Source organism: Vibrio fluminensis (assembly GCF_015278125.1).
GTDB lineage: Bacteria > Pseudomonadota > Gammaproteobacteria > Enterobacterales > Vibrionaceae > Vibrio > Vibrio fluminensis.
Map to the genome: position 1 here is coordinate 65,391 of NZ_JADILO010000036.1, position 15,538 is coordinate 80,928.

14 protein-coding genes are annotated in these 15,538 nt (G+C 43.2%); 2 read left to right on the forward strand and 12 right to left on the reverse strand.

Annotated features, from left to right (window positions below; all coding sequences use genetic code 11):
• Positions 1-43: 43 nt before the first annotated feature.
• From IRQ95_RS19220 to ectA, 4 genes are all read right to left on the reverse strand, one after another.
• A complete protein-coding gene (locus IRQ95_RS19220) occupies positions 44-1,462 on the reverse strand; it encodes an aspartate kinase (protein WP_194438956.1) in 1,419 nt (472 codons plus the stop codon).
• A gap of 154 nt (positions 1,463-1,616) precedes the next feature.
• Complete coding sequence (locus IRQ95_RS19225) at positions 1,617-2,003, reverse strand: ectoine synthase (protein ID WP_075652342.1); 387 nt, start codon at positions 2,001-2,003, stop codon at positions 1,617-1,619.
• A 16-nt stretch (positions 2,004-2,019) separates the two neighbouring features.
• Positions 2,020-3,288: a diaminobutyrate--2-oxoglutarate transaminase gene (gene ectB / locus IRQ95_RS19230; RefSeq protein ID WP_194438958.1), complete on the reverse strand. Its 1,269-nt coding sequence runs from the start codon at positions 3,286-3,288 to the stop codon at positions 2,020-2,022.
• 34 nt (positions 3,289-3,322) lie between these two features.
• Complete coding sequence (gene ectA, locus IRQ95_RS19235) at positions 3,323-3,856, reverse strand: diaminobutyrate acetyltransferase (RefSeq protein ID WP_194438960.1); 534 nt, start codon at positions 3,854-3,856, stop codon at positions 3,323-3,325.
• Between the two features lie 557 nt (positions 3,857-4,413).
• On the opposite strand from ectA, the gene IRQ95_RS19240 reads away from it, so the two are divergent.
• Positions 4,414-5,517, forward strand: a complete 1,104-nt coding sequence (locus IRQ95_RS19240; protein WP_194438962.1) for a GGDEF domain-containing protein — start codon at positions 4,414-4,416, stop codon at positions 5,515-5,517.
• 74 nt (positions 5,518-5,591) lie between these two features.
• Here the strand turns inward: IRQ95_RS19240 and brnQ are convergent, their stop codons facing one another.
• Together brnQ and IRQ95_RS19250 are read right to left on the reverse strand one after the other, a co-directional pair.
• A complete protein-coding gene (brnQ, locus tag IRQ95_RS19245; protein WP_194438964.1) occupies positions 5,592-6,917 on the reverse strand; it encodes a branched-chain amino acid transport system II carrier protein in 1,326 nt (441 codons plus the stop codon).
• 439 nt (positions 6,918-7,356) lie between these two features.
• Positions 7,357-8,550 (reverse strand): acetate/propionate family kinase, encoded by a 1,194-nt coding sequence (locus IRQ95_RS19250; protein WP_194438965.1) that lies wholly within the window; start codon positions 8,548-8,550, stop codon positions 7,357-7,359.
• A gap of 467 nt (positions 8,551-9,017) precedes the next feature.
• On the opposite strand from IRQ95_RS19250, the gene cueR reads away from it, so the two are divergent.
• Positions 9,018-9,404, forward strand: coding sequence for a Cu(I)-responsive transcriptional regulator (gene cueR, locus IRQ95_RS19255; RefSeq protein ID WP_194438967.1), 387 nt, complete (start codon positions 9,018-9,020; stop codon positions 9,402-9,404).
• 60 nt (positions 9,405-9,464) lie between these two features.
• On the opposite strand, the gene vctC is transcribed toward cueR, so the two are convergent.
• From vctC to IRQ95_RS19285, 6 genes are all read right to left on the reverse strand, one after another.
• A complete protein-coding gene (gene vctC, locus IRQ95_RS19260; protein ID WP_194438970.1) occupies positions 9,465-10,220 on the reverse strand; it encodes an iron chelate ABC transporter ATP-binding protein VctC in 756 nt (251 codons plus the stop codon).
• A gap of 7 nt (positions 10,221-10,227) precedes the next feature.
• The gene (vctG, locus tag IRQ95_RS19265) at positions 10,228-11,178 is read right to left on the reverse strand and encodes an iron chelate uptake ABC transporter permease subunit VctG (protein WP_194438972.1); all 951 of its coding nucleotides are present in this window, start codon (positions 11,176-11,178) and stop codon (positions 10,228-10,230) included.
• The gene (gene vctD, locus IRQ95_RS19270; RefSeq protein ID WP_194438974.1) at positions 11,168-12,103 is read right to left on the reverse strand and encodes an iron chelate uptake ABC transporter permease subunit VctD; all 936 of its coding nucleotides are present in this window, start codon (positions 12,101-12,103) and stop codon (positions 11,168-11,170) included. Before vctD ends, vctG begins: the two co-directional genes overlap by 11 nt.
• Before the next feature lie 68 nt (positions 12,104-12,171).
• Positions 12,172-13,077 carry a siderophore ABC transporter substrate-binding protein gene (locus IRQ95_RS19275; RefSeq protein ID WP_194438977.1) on the reverse strand — a complete coding sequence of 302 codons (906 nt, stop codon included), beginning with the start codon at positions 13,075-13,077 and terminating at the stop codon, positions 12,172-12,174.
• A gap of 802 nt (positions 13,078-13,879) precedes the next feature.
• Positions 13,880-14,164 (reverse strand): NadS family protein, encoded by a 285-nt coding sequence (gene nadS, locus IRQ95_RS19280; protein ID WP_194438979.1) that lies wholly within the window; start codon positions 14,162-14,164, stop codon positions 13,880-13,882.
• A 2-nt stretch (positions 14,165-14,166) separates the two neighbouring features.
• On the reverse strand, positions 14,167-14,499 hold the full coding sequence (locus tag IRQ95_RS19285) for a type II toxin-antitoxin system RelE/ParE family toxin (protein WP_194438981.1): 333 nt from the start codon (positions 14,497-14,499) through the stop codon (positions 14,167-14,169).
• Positions 14,500-15,538: the final 1,039 nt, after the last annotated feature.

Here is a 15,538-nt window from a genome sequence, read left to right on the forward strand (position 1 = left end):
CAGCTCTTTGATTTACTTTCTTTGATCGTCGACTTGTCTGGCTTTATGCCATCAACGCTTGCTGCTCTTTTTTCGGTAGACAAAATACCTTATGCAACGCGCAAATAGTCTGTTGGTATTCACTATCTGCTACAACAAATTGCACGTTAACATTGCGCATTGATGAGTGAACCGCAATTGGTGTTACATCGTTCTCCATAAGAGAAAGCACACCCTTAGTTAAGGTTTTGTTGGTATCAATCTGTGAACCAATCACAGAAATCAACGCCACCATACGACCTTTAATCGATGCGTTAGGGTAACGCTTCTCAGCACGATAGAGCACCTTATTCAACGCATCTTCATTACCACCTAAATAATAAGTGATTGAGTTTGCGTTCATCTCTTTCCCAATCAGGTTTACACGGGCCTCAGCGATGATCTGCATTAAATCATAGCTAACGTTATCCACCTGCCCCACCATGGTTTGGTCAAATAGATGTAACGCGAAAACCTTCTCTTTACCGGCAATGATTTCAATCTTGTCGGTTTCTGGGCTGTAGTCAGAGGAAATTAACGTGCCGGGATGCTCAGGCTCAAAAGTGTTTTTGATTTGCAGTTGGATTCCACTTTGACGTAGACCAGCGGCCGCATTGGGGTGAATCGCTTCCATCCCCAAACTAGCTAGTTGGTCGGCCACATCAAAATTGGTTTTACCAATCGGCAGCACTTGGTCGGTTCCAACAATGCGCGGATCAGCGGAGCTTAAATGGTACTCCTTGTGGATGACAGCAAGGTCCGCGTTAGTGATCGATGCAATACGGCTAAAGGTCATTTCGCTATAGCCTCTATCATAGGTTTTCATCAAACCATCTTTGGTGTAGGCATAGCCGGTCACAATTGGTAGCTCAGATGTAATATCAATCTTCTCAAATGCTTCAGCGATGGTTTCATCCAATGTAAGCGGCTTTTGGCAATCCCAACCAGACAGATCAACAAATGTTGCATTGATGCCTAAGGTCTTTAACTTTAGTGCAGTGTTGTACGCACTATGCACCTCGCCGATTGACGACAAAAATTCTCGAATCTGTGGCAAGTAATGTCGAAGAGAAAACTGACCATAGCGACAAGTATCAAGAATATTACTGATACAGTTTTTGGCTTCAGCAATGCGAGAGCGAATGTATTTATCGGCGCGCATACGACTCATTGGGTCAGCAAATATATTCTCGTTCACTAGCAACATCTGTCTTTCAACTTGTGCTAAAGACTCACCCCAAGAGTCATCGCGCTTAGCAATCAGTTGATACACACCAGGCTTACCGTTTTTCTTGTTCTCAAGAAGCACATCGGTCATACCTCCATAAGCAGATACCACGAACACTCGGTTATACGGTTCTTGGGGGCGAAGAATGATATTGTCTAACACTGCGTCAAACGCAGACATAGATGTACCGCCGATTTTTTCTACGGTAAAAGTCATGGACTGTCCTTAGTCGAATTATTAAATTGAATCACTTAATTAAACTGCTTAAGCAAATTGATTAAGTGATTCAACGCTTGAGTTAAAAACAAAAGTGGGGATAAAAGCAGTGAGGCTACATCGCCTCACCGTTTCAGAAAAACATAGTCGACGATTAATCAATCAATGGGTATACGCCATTTTCGTCGTGAGTCTCTGCGCCTGTGATTGGCGGATTAAATACACATGCCATCACCATCGGCGTATCTTTGTAAGCACGAAGATAGTGTTCATCATGCTTATCCAAGATATACAATGTGCCGGGCTTAATTGGATACGTTTCGCCACCGACCACTTCAATCTCGCCTTCCCCACTCATGCAGTAAACTGACTCTAAATGGTTTTGATAATGAATATGGGTTTCGGTATTCTCAAAAATAGTCGTGATATGGAAAGAGAAACCCATCTTGTCATCTTTAAGTAACATACGAACACTTTCCCACGTTTCTGATGCTACGCGACGTTCGCTATTACGACATTCCTCTAGCGTTCTAACAATCATGATAATTCCCTGTTTCTTACGATGCTTTTTTAAAATGTTTCTGCGCGATTGATTCTACGGCTTGCTCGAAAATACCCAAACCTTGACCAAGTTCAGACTCGCTGATGGTAAGAGGACAGAAGAATTTCACCACTTCGTCGTTGGGACCTGCGGTTTCAATAATCATACCGTTAGCAAAACAGGCTTTGGCAATCTCGCCAGCAAGAGCGCCATTTTGACATTCAATGCCAATCATCATTCCGCGCCCTTTCTGTTGTACAAACAGTTCAGGAAATCGCTTAAGTTGCTTTTCAATAACCTCAGTAACCTGTTGTGAGCTGCGAGCAATGTGCTTTTCTAGCGCGTCATCCGACCAATATAGCTCTAATGCTTTTGCGGCTGTTACGAAGGCGTGGTTGTTACCACGGAAAGTACCGTTGTGTTCACCTGGTTTCCAAATATCTAACTCAGGTTTAAGCAGCACAACTGCCATTGGCAAACCATAACCCCCGATTGATTTTGACAAGGTGACAATATCAGGTTGAATGCCAGCCGGTTCAAAACTAAAGAAAGTACCAGTACGCCCACAGCCCGCTTGAATATCATCGACAATCAGCAAGATATCGTTAGCTTTACAGATCTTGCTTAAACGTTGAAGCCATGCGTTAGAAGCGACATTAAGCCCCCCCTCACCTTGCACTGTTTCCAAAAGTACTGCCGCTGGCTTATCCATTCCCGCCGAATTATCGTTAAGCATGGTTTCAAACAACGCTAGCCCATCCACCCCCGCATAACCTTCATAAGGAATACGCGTAATACCTGACAAACTACCTTGCGGCGCGCCTTGTCGGTGGTGTTGGTTACCCGTCGCGGCAAGCGCACCTGCCGTACAGCCGTGGAAGCCGTTAGTAAATGCAACTACGCTACTGCGGCCTTTGGCTTTTTTAGCCAGCTTTAATGCTGCCTCGACTGCGTTAGTACCCGTAGGTCCAGTAAACTGCACTTTGTAATCTAGGTTTCTTGGCTCAAGAATGACGTTTTTTAGCACTTGTAAGAAATTGGCTTTCGCTTCTGAGTGCATATCCAAGCCATGAGTGATGCCATCCGCCAAAATGTAATCAACTAGCGCTTGTTTTAGCTCTGGATTGTTGTGACCATAATTTAAAGAACCTGCTCCGGCAAGAAAGTCCAAGTAACGCTCGCCGTTTTCCGTCTCTAACCAACTACCTTGTGCTTTGGTGAAAACCACGGGAAAACTGTTCGAGTACGAACGAACCTTAGATTCTTGCTTGTTAAAAATGTCCATAATAAGACCGTATCTTTCCTAGTTAAAATTGAAGTTATTTGGTGGGAATGCGATAGAGGTATTCCGTGTCGTGCTTACCTTTAAAGTGGGCTTGTTCATCTAAGAAGATCGACACATCTCCTCGTCCGCCTTGGCTGGCATCAAACTTTTCAAATAACGCCCAAGAAGCCTTGTTTGACTTAGTAATGGTGGTTTCTATCGCTTTAATATTCTCTAAACCGTCTCTGGCTAGCAGAGCGTTTAACATGCGGGATGCGAGACCTTTGCCTCGACATTCTGGAGAGACAGCTACTTGCCAGACAAAAAGAACATCTTGCTGATCTGGCTTGCGGTAAGCAGAGATGAAACCGCCAACACGGTTGTCTTGCTCGACCAATATGCAGGTGTTACTGAAGTGCGTAGCTTGTAAAAAATTGCAGTATGAAGAATTAGTGTCTAACGGCGGGCAAGCCGCAATCAAACTAAATATTCTATCTCCATCAGTGACGTTAGGTTCACGAAAAATCAGTTGTTTACTTGGTTTAGTTTTCGCCTCCTGCGAGTCTAACCAAGGTTCCATTGTAATCATGTTAGAAACTTTCCTTAGAGCTCTAATCAAAATTCCTTTTTATTATGCGCACCAAAGAGGGTTAAAAATCAAATTATTGCTCAAATAAGGGGCATTAATGTGACATCTGCCGCATAAAAATGATGAATTTTAGTTTGAACTCTAATCTAAATGCGCCAGAATGCGGCAAAAATAAGGTAACTAAGCAACAACTGAAGCTAAGTGCACCTTCATTCAGTTGGTGTGGAGATTGCAAAAACAAGAGGAGGGTTTTCGTATAGAAACACTGGGAGTGAAGAGTCTAGCAATGGTGCAATATTAATAACAATTGGCACTTTAATTTTTATAAAATTTTTGCAATCGTTATCATAGCGCTTTTCAAAAAATATAATTCCGAATTTGATCTGAGCGCTTGTTTAATTAATCAAATAAAGTTGAAGCACCCCACACTTTTGCGTAATAGATCACGATTTTAAATAAATTTGATATTATTTTAATGGCTAGTAACGGGAATAAAAAACGTCATAGTTACGCTTAAAAAATTTATAAAATATATAATAAAAACCAGGTCAGCTTTTATGAGTACACGTCAAACTCGATACAATAAAGAAATAGACATATTGCATGACATTTCATATCTATTGGGCCGCGCAGAATCTAATGATGAGATGTATAAAATCGCAGTGGAACATGCAATTTTAAACCTGACAATCGATCGATTAGCCATCTTTTTAATTACTGGAGATAACCAAGTTCAAGGCACCTATGGCACTGATATTGAGGGTAATGTTGTCGATGAACGTTGGTTTACATCATCCATTGATGAGCATACTTTCGCTTCGGAAATGATTCGTAATCGTACCTTTATCGGCTTTCAGCAACACACCTCTTTATTACATAATTTCAAGAATGTTGGTATTGGTTGGAACGGGTACGTCACCCTATGGGACGGAAATGAAGCGATTGGCTGGATAGCATGTGATAATTTAATTACCGCAAGTCCATTAAAACCTTCTCAAGTGAATATTCTGAAGATGCTTGGCTTTATCATTTCTCAAAACATTGTACGAAGAAAGTATCAAGATCAGTTAATTATCGCAAATAAAGAACTAGAATCAAAAAACAAAGAGCTAGAATATTTAACATCTAAACTTGAGCAGCTTGTCTTTATTGACCCGTTAACGATGATCGCTAACAGACGAGCGTTACAACGATATTTAGATGATACTTTTACTAACCCGAGAAACAACTACTCATCTTTGTCAATTCTCATGTTGGATATCGATAATTTCAAATCAATTAACGATAAGTATGGCCACTTAGAAGGTGACCAATGTTTAATCGCTATCGCCAAACGACTGACAACGATTGTGCAAACTCAGGACTTCATTCTCGCTCGTTATGGTGGTGAAGAGTTTATTTTCGCTTTTGTAGGATTAAATGAAGCGCAGTTAAAAATGATCGCAAAAGAGATCCTTTCAGCAGTGCGAGAACTAAAGATCTCTAATCCAAACAGTCAGAATATTCACTCTCTAACCTTGAGTATTGGCGCAGTGCACGCGCCAATACTACAAGACATTAGCTACATAGAGCTGATCCAAGCTGCCGATACTGCACTTTATGAGGCTAAAAGCAGTGGAAAAGACCAACTGATTTTTGCCCAACCAATTCCTAACTATTAATTCTTGGTTTAAATGACTTCCCCTACTAGTCTAAGACTGTCGGGGAAGTCCCAAGTGCTTACAATGCCAACGACTTAACTGTTTGTCTTAACGACTAAGTCTAACTCAGTAGCTGGCTCATCATTTTTACGCGACAATATCCACTTCGACGCTGCGATAACGGCAGCTACCGGCATAAACCAACTAGCATGAGCATTAAATAGTGGCAAATATTGGTTTAATAGTGATGCCATCGATTCAGGTAGCATCTCTAGAATACTTAACGCATCAATAGAACCCAACAGCAAACTGATTGCCACTACCGCAACATACGCAAACCAATTCGCTCGATCCGTCGGGATGACCAGTGCCGTTAAAACCAGCGCGATAGCGACTGGGCACAAAATCAGGATCGCTGGCAAACTCACTGTAAGGATCTGGTTCAAACCAAAATTTGCAATCACGCCAGTAAGCACCACGACGATAACCGCCGTCAGAGAAAACGGTGAATTGAAGGTTTGCTGATAATATTCAGCACATGCGTTGGTCAGACCCACTGTCGTGGTTAGACACGCCATGATGATGATGCCCGCAAGTAATATTAAGCCAAACGTACCAAATACTTCTGCCGCGTAACGAGTTAGAAGCTCACCACCATTATTCACACCCTCTGCAATGCTTGCCGACGTAGCACCAACGTAAGCCATTGCAAGGTAGCAACCTGACATCAATAGTGCGTAAACCAAGCTTACTTTTAACGTCACTTTAAAAATCGATTTTGAAGTCACATGACCTTTGTCAGTGATCGCTTTGATGATCACCCAACCAAAACCAACCGCAGCGATCGCATCCATGGTCATATAGCCTTGAATTAAGCCACTGGTTAATGCTTGTTGCTGATAATCCATTGTCGGCGTACTCAGCTCCCCTAAAGGCATCACTAAGGCCGCTAGAGCCAGCGCCGCCAGCATTAATACCAACATTGGTGTCATAAATTTGCCGATGTAATCAACCAGTTTACCTCGCTGCAAAGCCAATACCAGTGTCAAACCAACAAAGATAAATGAAAACAGCGCAAGATGGTCACCAGAAACAAATGGTTTGATACCCATTTCGTAGGCAACGGTTACCGCTCTTGGCATCGCAAAGGCAGGGCCCACAGCTGTAAACAGCAGCACCCAGAAACCGGTCGCAATCGGCTTAGGTAGTGCTTGAGTTAGCTGCGCGCTATCACTCAAGCGGCCAAATACAATTAAGGTAAGCGCGGGTAATCCCACCGCAGTGATCAGAAAACCAGCCATCGCCGGTAAATATTGCGTACCAGCTTCTAGTCCTAAGAAAGGTGGAAAAATGATGTTCCCCGCGCCAAGAAACATGGCAAATGTCATCAAACCTATCGCTAACGAACTTTGATTTTTCAATGTACAGTCCTCGTACGATTAGACATTACTCTAATCTTTTTTGTAATGGACCGTCAGCTGGCTGGGGGGAAAATAAGGGTATTAACGATGTGGAATCTCTCCGTCAGCCTGGCTGACGGGAAATTGCCGCCAGCCTAGTTAATAATGACTAGAATGACGACTGAAACAGTTGATGTTAGACGTGACAATGCACAACGCGTTGCTCGGCGAAAAGCGGCAGTGTGATGTGCTAATAGTGAAGGCATGGATATGTCCTAGTGATATATTACGTCTACGGGACCAATATAGAGCCAATAACTTACAAAGTAAACCACTTACAGACAGAAAAGTTACATTTTCTTTTTATGCCAGTTTTACTCTCTAAAATTACACCAGCAAAAAGAAAAGCCCTTTCCATACGGAAAGGGCTTCGACTTATTTCCCAAAAATGAGTAGATTTTTATAGCAGTTCTACTGACTGCTGAGCGATAACGAACTCTTCGTTAGTCGGAATAACTACAGCAATGGCATTTAACATGTCAGATTTTGCAATTACACCTGCGTTACCAAAGCGAGCGTCTTCGTTGCCCTTTTCATCTTCAACGAAACCTAGCAGCTTAAGGTTGTTCAAGATTTCGCGACGAATTGGTAGAGAGTTCTCACCGATACCACCAGTAAAGATCACAGCGTCAAGCTTGCTTAGTGGAATCAAGTAAGAACCGATGTATTTCGCTACACGGTAAGTGAACACTTCAAATGCTAGTTTCGCACCTTCGTGACCACTTTCCATCGCATCTAGTACACCACGTGCATCTGAAGTTAGACCAGACACACCTAGGAAGCCTGATTTCTTGTTCAGTGCTTCAAATACTTGCTCTTGGCTCCAGCCTTTCTTCAATAGGAACTCGATGATACCTGGGTCAAGGTCACCACAACGTGTGCCCATCATTAGACCAGATAGCGGAGTAAAGCCCATTGAAGTGTCTACTGACTCACCGTTTTCGATTGCACATACAGATGCACCGTTACCTAGGTGAACAGAGATGAAGCTTGCTTCTTCCACTGGTTTACCAACCATCTTCGCAGCTTCACGGCTAACATAGTAGTGGCTAGTTCCGTGGAAACCGTAACGGCGAATGCCGTAATCAGTGTAAAGCTCGTTAGAGATAGCGCCAGTGAACGCTTTCTTAGGCATAGTTTGGTGGAATGCTGTGTCGAAAACAGCAAACTGTGGCAAGCTTGGGAAAGCTACCATAGCTGCTTGAATACCTTTCGCGCCTGCAGGGTTGTGGAGCGGAGCCAGGTCTGAAAGGTTTTCGATTTCCGCCAGTACTTTCTCGTCGATACGAACAGTAGAAGTAAACTTCTCGCCGCCGTGAACGATACGGTGACCCACAGCAACCAAATCTTTTGTGAATCCAAGAGATTCAATTAGGTCCACAATGCGGTTAATCGCATGTTGGTGATGATTGTCGGCAGCAGTGATCGCCTCTTCGGTTTTCTCACCATTGTATTTCCAACTAATGACGGCTTCCGGTAATCCAAAGCACTCACCTAAACCGCTAACAATCGCGTCGCCAGTTTGCGAATCGATTACTGCAAATTTTAGTGAAGAACTGCCTGAGTTAATCACCAATACAAACGAATTAGACATGTGGTACGTATCCTGTTTCATACTTATTATCGAAGCTTTCGCTCCATTGTGTATTGAGTTTAATTATTCAAATTTTTTTTGAATCTTTCAACTTTGTTTTAATTTTTAGACCAATAGAAACGTTTGTTTGTTGATCTAAAGCAATATTCGATTTTTTTCGCGGACGGAATTTAATCAAAATGGTAGCTCTATCAAGATAATGAAGATTAGTTTGCTAGTTTTACATTCTATAGTTGCTATCGCCAAATCCCTTATGAAACCTAGCTTGTAGCAATTTTGCTAACTGAAACTTCAAAATCTGTGGCGTTATATATCCTAATTTGTTGCAAAAATCCGGCTTTTTCGTGCTAGATTCTAAAAAAATTTTAGTCCATACGAACTGGCTTGTCTGTCACAACCTCTTCTTCATAGGCAAATTGGGCTCTAGAAGTTAGAATATAGGCAAGTTTTACATCGAGATTGAGCTAATGAACATTGGTGAAGTTGCCACGCTAACGGGGCTGTCAAGTAAGTCTATTCGTCTGTATGAAGACAAAGGAATCATCACCCCACCCCACCGCAGTGAATCGGGCTACCGAGAATATTCCGCACAACATCTGCAAGAACTCAACCTCGTTTCGCGTGCAAAAAATGCGGGATTCTCTTTGATAGAGTGCAAAGAATTTGTCCAACTCGCGAGAAACCCTGAACGTAAGAGCAGTGAAGTAAAAGCCAAAGCACAAGAAAAACTGCAAGAAGTTGAACTCAAAATCCGTCAACTCAAAGAGATAGAACATCAATTGCAGCAGTGGATTGCTGCCTGCCCAGGGGATTCAAGTAGTTGCTGTCCGATCATTGAAGATCTAACAAAGTAACCCCCTTTCGTACAAAAGCCTCTCCACAGGAAAGGCTTTCTGTAGGCGAATAACCAGCCGCTAGTAGTAGGTACACATACGTTTGCCATCCATCTCAATGATGTTGAATGGCGTCTCGTAGATGCTCTCAAGAACATCGGCTTGGATAACGGCTTCGACATCACCCTGAGCGACTACCTGCCCTTTCTTAAGCGCGATAATCTTATCTGAGTAACAAGCAGCAAAGTTGATATCATGAATCACCACCACCACCGCTTTGTTCATCTCACGAGCCAGTCGACCCACATTACGCATAATTTGCAATGAGTGTTTAATATCAAGGTTGTTAAGTGGTTCATCTAAGAACACGTAGTCTGTGTCTTGCGCAATTACCATGGCAATGAAGGCAAGTTGACGCTGACCGCCACTTAATTCATCCAGATACTTATGTTGAATGGCAACCAAATCTAGGTACTCAATCGCTTGGTTGATGATCGTCTGATCTTCTACGGTAAGTTTACCTTGGCTATAAGGAAAACGACCAAAAGCGATCATCTCACGCACAGTAAAGCGCATCGTAATCGAGTTCGCTTGACGCAGCACAGCAAGGCGCTTCGCTAACTCTTTGGTATCCCACTCAGCAATCTCTTTGCAATCAATAAAGACTTGGCCTTCATCTTTACTCACTAAGCGACTCGCCATGGAAAGCAACGTACTTTTACCGGCACCATTAGGTCCAATGATCGAGGTAACTTTGCCTTTCTCAAACTCTGCACTAGCTTGTTTTACTACTGCATTTTGACCGAAAAGTTTGGTTAGTTTTTCTAATTTAATCATAGTGAACCTAAACGATTTTGTTTCTTAGCAGCATTGATAAGAAGTAGATGCCGCCGATAAAGTTAATTACAACACTAAGCGTGGTGGAGAAACCAAACAGATTCTCAACAATCCACTGCCCTGCCAGTAACGAAGCGACTGAAAGCAATGATACACCAAGTAGTAACACGCGATGTTGGTAGCTACGCAGCATTTCACGCGCCAAGTTAGTTACCAGCAAACCAAAGAACATAATTGGACCAATCAATGCGGTCGAAATAGCAATCAAGCACGCAGAAAGCACGAGCACTTGCATGGTGACACGCTTTACGTCGATGCCTAAGCTAGTCGCGTTATCTTTGTCTAACCAGAAAACATCCAGTACGCGGTTCAACCTAAATAGCAATACGCTGATGATGAGAAGCAGCGGCGCACACATATATACCAGTTCAACTTTAATGTTGTTGAAACTTGCAAACATGCTCTCTTGCAACGCAGCAAAATCATTTGGGTCCATCAGCATGGTCAAAAATGAGGAAATACTGCCAAACAGTTGACCTAAGATCACACCAAGTAGCAGCAATACCATCAAGTTCTGCTTATTGCTCTTAAAGTAGAATGTAAACAGCAACATAGAGAAGCCAAGCATCACCGTAACTGACAATGAGAAGTTCAAATAGTCATTCATCACATAACTACTTAAGCCGCCAAACACCGCCACAACCAAAACTTGGGTAAACATGTACAGAGCATCAAAGCCCATGATGCTCGGCGTTAAAATGCGGTTGTTAGTGATGGTTTGGAATGCTAACGCAGACTGACCAATCGCAACACCCGCTAAAATCATCGCTAGCACCTTAGGCACGCGGCGCGATAAAAAGTATTGGTAGTTGTCAGCATTTAACCCTAGACCGATAAACAGCGCTGCAAACACGACAGCAATCGCACCTAGGATCAGGAGTTTGGTTCTATCCTGCATTTTTTTGACCTCGCAGAATAAAGAACACGAACACACTGCCACCTAAAATACTGATGATCATGGAAATTGGGATCTCATAAGGGAAAATAATTAAGCGTCCAGCCAAGTCACAGCAGAGCACAATCAAGGCGCCCAGAACGGCGGTCAAAGGAATATTGCGACGTAAGTTATCCCCATAGAACTTGCTCACTAGGTTTGGCACGATTAGACCAAGGAAAGGCAGCTGACCCACAATCATCACTACGCTCGCCGCCATAATCGACACCAACATAACGCCGATCACAATCACTTGCTGATAGTTCAAACCCAAGTTAGTCGCAAAGTCCTTACCTAAGCCCACCGCCGAGATACGCGTAGCATATAGATAACTGAAAATCGCAATCGGAATCGCAATATAAAGTAGCTCATAATCACCTTGCAGCAGGTTCGCAAAGTTCGCCACTGTCCAACCAGAAAGGTTCTGTAGTGCATCGTATTTATAAGCAATGAAGGTTGCCAGTGAGTCAACCACGTTACCAAAAATGATGCCGATCAGCGGGACAAAAATAGCATTCTTGAATTGAATACGATTGATAAACTGGACAAACAGCAAAGTACCAAGAATAGAAATTAAAAAGATTAGCCAGATTTGCTGAGAACCAAACAGCACCAAGCTCAAAATATAACCAAGCATGGCACACTCTATAGTGCCTGACGTAGAAGGCGCAGCAAAACGGTTTTGGCTGATTTGCTGCATGATAAGACCAGCAATACTCAAACCTGCGCCGGCAAGAATCACCGCAACAAGACGTGGAATACGACTGGTAAACAATAGATGCCAACTATTCGCATCCCCTGCGAGCAGCGCCATAGGGCCTAAATCGCTCACACCAACAAACAAAGAACCGATACTGAGTAAAAACAGTATTGGAAGTAACTTTTTCAAAACATGCCTCTAACGTCAAAAAGCCCAAACAACTTTCGTTGCTTGGGCAAACACTTCAAATTTTAGTTTTATTGCGCCATTGATGATTTAACATCGTTAATCATCTGTTCGGTCGCTTGAATGCCCGAGATAGCCAAGTACCAAGCGCTAATGTCTAGATAAGCCATTTGCTTGTTTTGGTACGCTTTAGTCGCTTTTACTAGATCATTTTCAAAATCGCGTTTAACTGTGCTGCTGCCCTTGTTGGTCAACTGATCTTTATCAACAATTAACAATGTTGAAGGGTTAGTTTCGCGGATGAACTCGTAAGACACCAAGTCACCGTGAGTTTTCGCTTTAACGTTTCGCGCGGTTTGTTGGAATCCAAAATCTTGGTAAATCGCTGAAAAACGCGAGTCAGCACCAAATGCAGTGATATTGCCGCCAGAACTCATTACCGTTAGTGCATCTACTTTATTCGTTTGGTTGTAGTCACTAATTGCTTTAAATTCTTTATCAAGCTGAGCGATCTTCTGCTCAACAAATTCTTGCTTCTCAAATACCTGACCAAGATTGCGCCATTGCTGTTGGGTACTCTTCCAGTAACCTTCTTGTGCATCAGCGGCAAAAACAATCGTCGGTGCAATTTTTGATAGTTCATCAAACTGCTTCGCCGCACGCGAACCGACAATGATCAAATCAGGTTTTTGCATATAAATCGTTTCAAAGTTTGGCTCAGACAGGCTACCTGCCGAAACAAACTTGTAATCACGGTATTGCGCTAGGTAATCAGGAAACATGCTTACCGTTGAAATCGCCACAGGCTCAACACCTAAAGTGACTGCTGCATCCAGTGCACCAACACCAATTACAACCACTCGCTCAGGATTCGTTTCTACCTTTGTCGTTCCCTTTTGATGCTCAATTTCAATCATCTCTGCGTTTGCAGAAAGTGCAACTAAGCCTGTCATCAACGCTAAAACTGATGCTTTCATACCTAACTCCATAATTACTAATGCAATGCATTATCATTTAGATTTAAACCGAAGTCATCTTGGATTTACGTTTTTTACATTCGTAAACAAAGATTGAGAGGTGTTAAAGAGAATTGGAGGGATAGAACGCTGCGCTACGGATGCGGGAACGCTCCCGCTAAAGCGCAAGCTTACGGAATCGCGAGGGGGCTCGCGATAACGATCAAATGAACTGATTCACTAACGGGTAATCGTGTCTGTCCCTTTAAAGGAGAATGCGGTGCTTCTGGATGCGGGAACGCTCGCGCCAAAGCGCAAGCTCACGAAATCGCGAGGGTGCTCGCGATGGTGCTCAAACGAACTGATTCACTACTGGGTAATCGCGTCTGTCCCTTTAAGGGGGAAATTAAATGAACCGACTCCCTAGGAAAAAATCAGGACGATTTTTTAGGTTTTCGGTGTCGGGAACACCGCTAGCCTAACTACATGATGATTCTACTAGGCGACAAGCGAACAAATCCTCTGAGCATAGATAACTATGTGATGAGGTTTGTTAGTGCCAGTCAACGACGTAGCTTCTTCAAGTAGGACGGGTAAAAACCGTGCGGACAACAACAGCAAATCAAACGCCTTTCTGATTACTCTTTGGCAAGGCAAAGAGTAATTGGACCGCTTGTACAAATGTAGAGAAATACTCCAAAGTCTTAAGCGGGACATACAACATGAGTAAGTATTGAGAATTTAGAACGCCCTACCAAGCAGGGCTTCGAGAAATGAAAAGATGGAATCGGGATACGAGCAAGCCTAGAAATACTAAGGCTTATTATGTCAGAGCTCGGATAACTGCTTGCGGATCTTTAGCAAGAACATTGAGCAACACGAGTGCTGGTCCTCTCGGGGTTCTGTCACCACGTTCCCAATGGCGTAATGTACCGAGGCTAATACCAAATGTTGCGGCAAATTCTGCTTGAGTCATTCCCACATTATTCCGAAGAGCTTTAACATCAACAGAATCGAACTTATGAACGATAGCTGATTGAGTTTGCCCTTCTGCAAACTCAATCGCTTCCATTAACCCCTGTTGGATGCTTTTAAATGCGTCAGTCATAATTACCTCCTATAACTGTCTGCAAGTATTTTGGTTAGCTTGCTCAGCACATTACATTCTGCTTTTGATAAGTTGGCTTTTTCATTTTTGCCAAAGAGTGACAGCAGAAACAGTGGTATATCTTCATTGTGATAGTAGTAAATAACTCGCACACCACTACTTTTCCCACTACTCTCTCGCGCCCATCGAAGCTTACGAACACCACCAGTTCCTTGCATTAACACACCTGCTTTCGGATGCTCAGCAAGATAACTGATGATTTGTTTGTTCTCGCCATCTGAAAGGAGTTTCTCGACTCGTTTCTTGTATTCAGGCAACTCGACGATTGTATGCATACTTCAATAGTAAGCCAATGGATTACACAAGGCAAATCAGAATACACGAACACGATGATCCGGATCCGAGAACACTCGCAACAAAGCGTAAGCTCACGGAATCGCAATGGCGATCAACAAAACTAATCAACAAATCCAAAACTTAGAGCTTCAACTAGAACGAACCGACTCCCTAGGAAAAAATCAGGACGATTTTTAGGTTTTCGGTGTCGGGAACACCGCTAGACTAACTACTTGATGATTCTACTAGGCGACAAGCGAACAAATCCTCTGAGCATAGATAACTATGTGATGAGGTTTGTGAGTGCCAGTCAACGACGTAGCATCTTCAAGTAGGACGGGTAAAAACCGTGCGGACAACAACAGCAAATCAAACGCCTTTCTGATTACTCTTTGGCAAGGCAAAGAGTAATTGGACCGCTTGTACAAATGTAGAGAAATACGCCAAAGTCTTAAGCGGGACATACAACATAAGTAAGTCTTGAGAATTTAGAACGCCCTGTCATGGAGGACTTCGAGAGACAAGAAGGTGGAATCGAGAGGGGGCTCGCAATAGCGCTCAAATGAACTGATTCACTAGCGGCCAATCGTGCCTGTCCCTATAAGGGCGAACGCGATGCTCCAGATGCGGGAACGCTAGCGCTAAAGCGCAAGCTTACGGAATCGCGAGGAAACTCGCGATAGCGATCAAACGAACTGATTCACTAACGGGTAATCATGTCTGTCCCTATAAGGGCGAACGCGATGCTCCAGATGCGGGAACGCTCGCGCCAAAGCGCAAGCTTTCGGAATCGCGAGGGGGCTCGCGATGGTGAATAAAAGGACTAATTCACTACTGGGTAATCACGTCTGTCCCTATAAGGGCGAACGCGATGCTAGGCAAACAAAAAGGCACCATATGCTGGTGCCTCAGACTGCTGACAAAGGTCTAGCTTTCGAGCTAGACCTTTGATCTAATAGGGGTATCGAAATATGGATACTCCGATATGCTTCAAGAACCGACTCCGCAACAATACGAACTGGAAATGGTAACGATGGA